This is a genomic window from Streptomyces torulosus (assembly GCF_001419765.1).
GTDB lineage: Bacteria > Actinomycetota > Actinomycetes > Streptomycetales > Streptomycetaceae > Streptomyces > Streptomyces torulosus.
In genome coordinates this window covers 1-6541 of the sequence record NZ_LIRK01000188.1, presented here as the reverse complement: position 1 = coordinate 6541, position 6541 = coordinate 1, and the positions used below count along the sequence as shown (strand labels likewise).

At 70.6% G+C, this 6541-nt stretch carries 5 protein-coding genes and 1 pseudogene; 3 read left to right on the top strand and 3 right to left on the bottom strand.

Annotated elements, in window-relative coordinates:
- Nucleotides 1-557 (bottom strand): annotated as a pseudogene (locus AOK23_RS48825) (D-alanyl-D-alanine carboxypeptidase/D-alanyl-D-alanine endopeptidase); the annotation flags it as partial.
- Between the two features lie 79 nt (nt 558-636).
- On the opposite strand from AOK23_RS48825, the gene AOK23_RS13700 reads away from it, so the two are divergent.
- Nucleotides 637-1128: an inorganic diphosphatase gene (locus AOK23_RS13700; RefSeq protein WP_055520960.1), complete on the top strand. Its 492-nt coding sequence runs from the start codon at nt 637-639 to the stop codon at nt 1126-1128.
- 140 nt (nt 1129-1268) lie between these two features.
- Nucleotides 1269-2987: a threonine/serine exporter family protein gene (locus tag AOK23_RS13695; RefSeq protein ID WP_107102783.1), complete on the top strand. Its 1719-nt coding sequence runs from the start codon at nt 1269-1271 to the stop codon at nt 2985-2987.
- Between the two features lie 138 nt (nt 2988-3125).
- Here AOK23_RS13695 and AOK23_RS13690 read toward each other — a convergent pair whose 3' ends face one another.
- Together AOK23_RS13690 and AOK23_RS13685 are read right to left on the bottom strand one after the other, a co-directional pair.
- The gene (locus AOK23_RS13690; protein ID WP_055712990.1) at nt 3126-4091 is read right to left on the bottom strand and encodes a DedA family protein; all 966 of its coding nucleotides are present in this window, start codon (nt 4089-4091) and stop codon (nt 3126-3128) included.
- A 150-nt stretch (nt 4092-4241) separates the two neighbouring features.
- Nucleotides 4242-5003 (bottom strand): MerR family transcriptional regulator, encoded by a 762-nt coding sequence (locus AOK23_RS13685; protein WP_055712989.1) that lies wholly within the window; start codon nt 5001-5003, stop codon nt 4242-4244.
- A gap of 89 nt (nt 5004-5092) precedes the next feature.
- On the opposite strand from AOK23_RS13685, the gene gad reads away from it, so the two are divergent.
- Nucleotides 5093-6529 (top strand): glutamate decarboxylase, encoded by a 1437-nt coding sequence (gad, locus tag AOK23_RS13680; RefSeq protein ID WP_055712988.1) that lies wholly within the window; start codon nt 5093-5095, stop codon nt 6527-6529.
- The last annotated feature ends 12 nt before the right edge of the window (nt 6530-6541 follow it).

Genomic DNA, 6541 nt, shown 5'->3' with positions numbered 1-6541 from the left:
ACGACGGCCGCCGCGCGGCGGGGGCCGAGCGCCGGGGCCTCCAGCAGCGGGTCGAGGACGGCGGCGAGGGCGTCGCCGCCGGGCATGGAGTCCGCGCCGGAGGCGCCGCCGAGGCCGGTCAGTACGGAGGGGGCGCTCGGCGCGGGCCTGGGCGCCCCCTGGGCCGTACCGGACGACGTACCGGAATTACGTCCGTGATCTGCGCCACCCTCGTGACCGTGCGATGCGGCCCAGTCGCGCTCGGCCGTACGCTGACCGGTGGAGTCCCAGGGCCCGGCGGCGAGGACGGCGCCGGCCGAGAGCACCAGCCCCAGGGTGGCAGCACCCGCGGTGAGCTGGAGGTTCGTGAGGTTCTTCGTGCTCCCCGCGAGCCGCGAAGAGCGCGCGCCGACGGCGCTCGCGACGCGTACGACACCGGGTTTCACCACCCGTGCGACGCGCGCGGCACCGGGTTTCACGGCGTGCGTCATCCGCACGACACCCGGTTTCACGGCGCGCGCGACCCGCACCACATGCGGTCTCGCGGCCCGCCAGACCTTCGGCTCGGGCACGACCACCAGCCCCTTTCGCGATCACACACCTGCGTGAGGGACACTTAACCACCAGAACTATGTGTTGATCATGGAGGAGCCACCGGTGGAGTTCGACGTCACGATCGAGATTCCGAAGGGTTCGCGGAACAAGTACGAGGTGGACCACGAGACCGGTCGGATCCGCCTGGACCGTCGGCTCTTCACCTCGACCAGCTACCCGGCCGACTACGGCTTCGTCGAGAACACCCTCGGCGAGGACGGCGACCCGCTGGACGCGCTGGTCATCCTGGAGGAGCCGACCTTCCCCGGCTGTCTCATCAAGTGCCGCGCGATCGGCATGTTCCGGATGACCGACGAGGCCGGTGGCGACGACAAGCTGCTGTGCGTCCCGGCGTCCGACCCGCGTGTGGAGCACCTGCGTGACATCCACCACGTCTCGGAGTTCGACCGCCTGGAGATCCAGCACTTCTTCGAGGTCTACAAGGACCTGGAGCCCGGCAAGTCCGTCGAGGGCGCCGACTGGGTCGGCCGCGCCGAGGCCGAGGCCGAGGTCGAGAAGTCGTACAAGCGCTTCAAGGAGCAGGGCGGTCACTGACCTCCCGCCTTGCAGGCCGTGGAACCGAACGGGCCGCGTGTCCCCTTGTGGGACGCGTGGCCCGTTCGCGTACCGGTGTGTAGCGCCGCGCATACTGAGGCGTACTGGAGCTGTCGTACAGGGAGCGCCGCGGAGTGGGAGTGACGGGACGCGAGGACCGCAAGCCGGTGTCGGACGAGGCGAGCAGCGCCTTCGCCGCCGTGAGAGCGGCGGCCCAGGCGGGCCCTGTTCCGGGGATCGACGGCGAGTCGTCGGTGACGTCGGAGTTCGCGATCCCCGCCGGGCTGGACGTGCCGCCGGCCGCGGTGGAGCCGGAGTCGCAGACGACCTCGGAGTTCGCGCTGCCGCGGGGGCTCACGCAGCCCGAGCCGGTGGCCGGGGAGCAGGAGGGGTCGGCGTTCAGCACGCCGCGGACGTACCGCGCGAAGCAGGCGCCGCCCGCGTTCACGCCGGCCAACGGCATCCCGGCCGTCAGTCTGACCAAGGACGTGCCGTGGCAGGACCGGATGCGGACCATGCTGCGGATGCCGGTGGCGGAGCGGCCCGCGCCGGAGCCGGTGCGCGCGGAGGGCGAGTCGGGGCCCGCCGTGCCGCGGGTGCTCGACCTGACGCTGCGTATCGGGGAGCTGCTGCTCGCGGGCGGTGAGGGCGCGGAGGACGTGGAGGCGGCGATGTTCGCCGTCTGCCGGTCCTACGGCCTGGACCGCTGCGAGCCGACGGTGACGTTCACCCAGTTGTCGGTGACCCATCAGCCGTCGCTGGTGGACGACCCGGTCACCGCCTCGCGGATCGTGCGGCGCCGGGTCACCGACTACACACGGCTCGCGGCCGTCTTCCGGCTGGTGGACGACCTCAGCGACCCGGAGAACGTGATCTCGCTGGAGGAGGCGTACCGGCGGCTCGCGGAGATACGGCGCAACCGGCACCCGTATCCGGGCTGGGTGCTGACGGCCTCCAGCGGGCTGCTGGCGGGTGCCGCGTCCACGCTGGTCGGAGGTGGCGTCGTGGTGTTCGTGGCTGCCGCGCTGGGGGCCATGCTGGGCGACCGGCTGGCGTGGGTGTGCTCGGGGCGGGGGCTGCCGGAGTTCTACCAGTTCCTGGTGGCGGCGATGCCGCCGGCGGCGATCGGCGTGTTGCTGACCGTGTTCCATGTGGACGTGGAGGCCGCCGCCGTCATCACCGGTGGGCTGTTCGCCCTGCTGCCCGGGCGGGCGCTCGTCGCGGGCGTCCAGGACGGGCTGACCGGCTTCTACATCACCGCCTCCGCCCGCCTGCTGGAGGTCATGTACCTCTTCGTGGGCATCGTGGTGGGGGTGCTGTTCGTCCTGTACTTCGGGGTGAAGCTGGGGGCCCAGCTGAACCCGGACGCGGCGCTGAGCACCGCCGAGCGGCCCGTGCTGCAGCTCGTGGCGTCGATGCTGCTGTCGCTGACCTTCGCGGTCCTGCTCCAGCAGGAACGATCCACCGTGCTGGCGGTGACCCTCAACGGGGGTGTGGCCTGGTCGGTGTACGGGGCGATGCACTACGCGGGCGGGATCTCGCCTGTCGCGTCCACGGCGGTGGCCGCGGGCCTGGTGGGGCTGTTCGGGCAGTTGCTGTCCCGGTACCGGTTCGCGTCGGCGCTGCCGTACACGACGGCGGCGATCGGGCCGCTGCTGCCGGGTTCCGCGACGTACTTCGGGCTGCTGGCGTTCGCGCAGAACGACGTGGACGCGGGGCTGGTGTCGCTGACGAAGGCGGCGGCGCTGGCCATGGCGATCGCCATCGGGGTGAACCTCGGGTCGGAGCTGTTCCGGCTGTTCCTGCCGGGGGCCGCCCGGGCGGGGCGCAAGGCGGCGAAGCGGACCCGCGGTTTCTGAGCGCCTGCTGCCCGGGGGTGTGCTGTTCGCGGGCGGCTGCGGGTCGTCTCGGGCTGATCGCGCAGTTCCCCGCGCTCCTGAAAAGCGATCCGCGCCCCTGGGTGACAAGGGCGCGGAGTCTTGGGCGGGGGCGGCGGGTCAGTACTGCGGGTAGTTCTGCCCCTGGTAGCCCTGGTTGTGGCCCTGGTTCTGCCCCTGGTTGTGGTCCTGCGGGTACTGGTTGCCCTGGGGGTACTGCGGGGCGTACGGCTGCTGCTGCGGAGGCTGCTGGTAGCCGTGGTCCTGGTGGCCGCCGTTGTCGTAGCCCTGGTTCGGGTAGCCCTGGTAGCCCTGGTTGTCGTAGCCCTGGTGCTGGTCGTACTGCTGCTGGTGTGGGGGCTGCTGGGCGTACGGCTGGGGCTGGTCGGCGGAGGGGACGCGGCGGAGCTGGGTCGTCGCGTCGTCCATCACCGGGGCGGCGGCCGGGGGCTGTTCGGGCTGGTTCTTCTTCGCCTTACGGGCCTTCAGCAGCTCGATGATGATCGGGAGCACCGAGATGAGGACGATCAGGATCAGCATCGCCTCGATGTTCTTGCGGACGAAGTCGATCTGACCGAGCCAGGCGCCCAGCAGCGTGACGCCCGCGCCCCAGAGGACGCCGCCGACGACGTTGAAGATCAGGAACGAGCGGTACTTCATGCCGCTGACGCCGGCGATGATCGGCGTGAACGTGCGCACGATGGGCACGAAGCGGGCCAGGACGAGGGACTTCGGGCCGTGCTTCTCGAAGAACTCGTGGGCCTTGGTGACGTTCTCCTGCTTGAACAGGCGGGAGTCGGGCCGCTTGAAGAGGGCGGGGCCGACCTTCTTGCCGAACATGTAGCCCGCCTGGTCGCCCAGGATCGCCGAGACGCAGATCAGCACGATGGCCGCCCACAGCGGGAAGTCCAGCACATCGGTCGCGATGAGCATGCCGGCCGTGAACAGCAGCGAGTCACCCGGCAGGAAGAAGCCGATGAGGAGGCCGGACTCGGCGAACACGATCACGAGCAGGCCCCAGATCCCGAACGAGTCGAGCAGATAATCCGGGTCCAGCCAGCTCGGTCCGAGGGCGATCGTCGTCACGGTTCCGGGCTCCTGGGGGTGAGAGGCAAGTGAGGGCCCGCGGGTGAGGACCCACAGGGGTGACCAAAGCTATCAACGCACGGTCACGCCCTCAGGTTCCACGGGCTCCTCCAGAGTGCCCTGTGCCCGCCCTGGGACCAAGCTGTGTGCTCAGGGGCGCGCACGGGTGGCGTTGGCCGTGATCGCCTCCCTCAGGTGCTCCGCGAGCCCCGGGCGCATGGAGTCGTAGAACGCCTTGAACCGCTCGTCGGCGACGTACATCTCGCCGAGGGAACGGTGCATGTCGTAGGGGCACTCGTAGAACCAGCGGCAGATGTGCAGGCGGTGCTCCTCGGCCATGTCCATCGCGGCCTCGCCGGTCGCCGGTTCGCCGGCGGTCATCAGGGCGTCGTAGCGCGCGCCCCAGTCGGCCACCTCGGCCTGCATGCGCTTCCAGTCGTCCTTGGTGTACGAGGCGGCTCGTCGCTGCGACTCGGCGTACGCGTCGGTGCCGCCCCAGCGCTGCTCGGCCTCCTCGGCGTACTGCTCGGGGTCCTTGTCCCCGAAGACCTCGAACCGCTCCTCGGGCGTGAGGTTGATTCCCATCTTCCGTGCCTCCATGGCGTGCTCCACGGCCGCGGCCATCTTCTGCAGCTTCTCGATCCGGGCGGTCAGCAGCTCGTGCTGGCGGCGCAGGTGCGCCCGCGGGTCCGTCTCCGGGTCGTCGAGCAGGGCCGCGACCTCGTCGAGGGGGAAACCGAGTTCCCGGTAGAACAGGATCTGCTGCAGCCGGTCGAGGTCGGCGTCGCTGTAACGGCGGTGCCCCGCGTGGGTGCGTTCGCTCGGTACGAGCAGGCCGATCTCGTCGTAGTGGTGCAGCGTGCGCACCGTGATCCCGGCGAATCCGGAGACCTGCCCCACGGTGTGGCTCATGTTCCGCTCCTCCCTTCGGTCTCCGTCCAGCCTGGGTCCTCACGTCGCGTGAGGTGCAAGTCCCCCGTACCGCACCTACCGTCGAAGACATGCCACTGCACCGATGGGACCCCCTCGCCCCGGACGACCGGCGGCACGACGGCGACCGGCGGCGGATCGCCGTGAACCCCTTCTACGGCGCGGCCGATCCGGTCGCCGGTATGGCGGAGGCCCCGCCCAGGCACCGGCTGCCGGACGGCCCGCTGACGCCCTCCACGGCGTATCAGCTGGTCCACGACGAACTCATGCTGGACGGCAACGCGCGGCTGAACCTCGCCACGTTCGTCACCACCTGGATGGAGCCGCAGGCCGCCGTCCTGATGAGTGAGTGCCGGGACAAGAACATGATCGACAAGGACGAGTACCCGCGCACGGCGGAGCTGGAGCGGCGCTGTGTGGCGATGCTCGCCGATCTGTGGAACGCGCCGGACCCGGCCACGGCCGTCGGCTGCTCGACCACCGGGTCCAGTGAGGCGTGCATGCTCGCCGGGATGGCCCTCAAACGGCGGTGGGCGCGGCGCAACGCCGACCGGTACCCCTCGGCGGACGCGCGACCCAATCTGATCATGGGCGTCAATGTGCAGGTCTGCTGGGAGAAGTTCTGCAACTTCTGGGAGGTGGAGGCCCGGCAGGTGCCCATGGAGGGCGACCGGTTCCACCTCGACCCGGCGGCGGCCGCCGCGCTGTGCGACGAGAACACCATCGGGGTGGTGGGTGTCCTCGGGTCCACCTTCGACGGGTCCTACGAGCCGATCGCGGAGCTGTGCGCGGCGCTCGACGAGCTGCAGGAGCGCACGGGGCTCGACGTGCCCGTGCATGTCGACGGGGCGTCGGGCGCCATGGTCGCGCCGTTCCTCGACGAGGACCTCGTGTGGGACTTCCGGCTGCCGAGGGTGGCGTCGATCAACACGTCCGGGCACAAGTACGGGCTGGTGTACCCCGGGGTGGGCTGGGCGCTGTGGCGGTCGCCCGCCGAGCTGCCCGAGGAGCTGGTGTTCCGGGTGAACTACCTGGGCGGCGACATGCCGACCTTCGCGCTGAACTTCTCGCGGCCGGGCGCCCAGGTCGTCGCGCAGTACTACACCTTCCTGCGGCTGGGCCGCGAGGGGTTCCGGGCGGTGCAGCAGTCCACGCGGGACGTCGCCACCGGACTCGCCGAGCAGGTGGCCGCGTTCGGTGACTTCCGGCTGCTCACACGGGGCGACGAGCTGCCGGTGTTCGCCTTCACCACCACCGACGACGTCACCGCGTACGACGTGTTCGACGTGGCGCGGCGGCTGAGCGAGCGGGGCTGGCTGGTGCCGGCGTACACCTTCCCGGAGAACCGGCAGGACCTGTCCGTGCTGCGCGTGGTGTGCCGCAACGGGTTCTCCTCCGACCTCGCCGAGCTGTTCCTGGAGGATCTGGGGCGGCTGCTGCCCGAACTGCGCAAGCAGCCGCACCCGATCACCCGCGACAAGGCCGCCGCGACCGGCTTCCACCACTAGACGAGTAGTTCC